This window comes from Oligella sp. HMSC09E12 (assembly GCF_001808505.1).
In the GTDB taxonomy this organism is placed as follows: Bacteria; Pseudomonadota; Gammaproteobacteria; order Burkholderiales; family Burkholderiaceae_B; genus Oligella; species Oligella urethralis.
Map to the genome: position 1 here is coordinate 1 of NZ_KV793538.1, position 1501 is coordinate 1501.

2 protein-coding genes are annotated in these 1501 nt (G+C 42.9%); both read left to right on the forward strand.

All coding sequences use genetic code 11. The features are described from left to right. The coding region (locus HMPREF3179_RS02330) for a hypothetical protein (protein WP_083290674.1) at positions 1 to 1038 on the forward strand (1038 nt) is incomplete at its 5' end. Positions 1039 to 1080: 42 nt separating this feature from the next. Beyond that, positions 1081 to 1428, forward strand: coding sequence for a hypothetical protein (locus HMPREF3179_RS02335; protein ID WP_018575374.1), 348 nt, complete (start codon positions 1081 to 1083; stop codon positions 1426 to 1428). Positions 1429 to 1501: the final 73 nt, after the last annotated feature.

The window sequence follows — 1501 nt, forward strand, 5'->3', positions numbered from 1 at the left end:
GCACAGTCGGCGGGGACGGCGGTGGATAATAACTGGCTGTCACCGTTAGAATATCAACGACGTCAAGAGTTAGTGGATAAATCCCTTGAAAAGGGAGTACTTGGTCTCGGTCAACGAGATCTCACCCTAGAGGAAGCACGCGAGTTCATTGATTTAGTTGAAAAAGATGCCTATGCGGACAACTTACTTGCCCGCTACCAAGCAGATAGTTCATCCTTGAGTCCTCAGGAAACACAGATCTTGGGCTTGATATTGGAGCAGGTATCAGGAGGTGATCCGGAACTTGCCCTACGTATTCTTGATATGCCCATTGCTGATGGCAAGGTAGAGGATTCATACGTTAGTGAACTCTATAGCAAAGCTCTTCAACAAGTCGGTGTGTATGAGTCGATGGACATGAAGCTTGCCAAAGCAGCAGAGCCTGCACTTTATTTTATGACGGGTCCTGTGGGCGCGGTGGTGAGGGGCGTGTCGGCTGCTGCAGGAGGCTACAGTATTGGACTGGGTTCAGCGGCTATTGCAGATGGTCAGTTAGTGGATGGGTCAATGCAAGTGATGGGTGGTACGCTGATGGTGGCCCCTGTCTTTGCTCAAGAAGCCCTGTTGATGGGTTTTAAAACACCTAATTCTTTAGTCCTTAGACCGGTGGCTGGTACGGGCTCCAAAGGGATAAGTTATGAGCCAGCTCTAACGGACACGGCCCTCTTAGTTAAAGCGGGCGTTACCGATGCGAATGTATTGAAAGCTGTTTCTAATGCGAAAAAAATTTCAACGGCCAACGTAAATCAATCGATAATACTTAGTGATTTGAGAGAGCAACTTTTTTGGAAGGAGGTGGCTTCAAATCCAAGTAAAGGTAAGGGTTTGATTGGTATGAATAATGACCCTCGGTTTCCAGAAAGTGCAGGTTTCCAGAAGATGACTGTTAATCGCAAGTTCACAGATGGAAAACAAATAGAGATTCATTACCAATACAACAGGCATACTGATAAAGCCTATGACATGAAGATTGTCGTGAGGAAACCATCAAAAGAATAATTAGAAATAATGGATAGAGTTGAATTGTCGAAAGGAAAATAGATGAAGATTAATGATAAAGAAGATGGTGAAAATATAGAGGTCTTTGGTATTTACTGGGGGGAGGTATTTCGTAGCGCAGGTAAAATAGAGTATGTAACTTATTTTTTAGGCTTACCAAGAGACAATGGTGGTTGGTTAATGATTTATGATTCAAGAGAGGTTGAGATTGTAGATAGTGTTTTGAAAGGTCAATGGACATTTTTCCCCAACCGATATAATGGTTTGTACTATGCACCACTAATCCAAGAAAAACTCCTTGACGATGTAATGGGGCGAGAACCTGAGGCAATAGAGAAGTTTATTCAGTTTGCAAAACAAGATGGTTTGTTAGAAACAGGTTTCTATTGATTCAAATCGAAATATACAATTTACTAAAAAACCGGTATTTATGCAGGCGATGGTGGTTATCAGATTGAGGTGG

Coding starts and splice junctions, on each gene's coding strand:
- HMPREF3179_RS02335 (WP_018575374.1), top strand. CDS start 1,081: ATGAAGATTAATGATAAAGAAGATGGTGAAAATATAGAGGTCTTTGGT.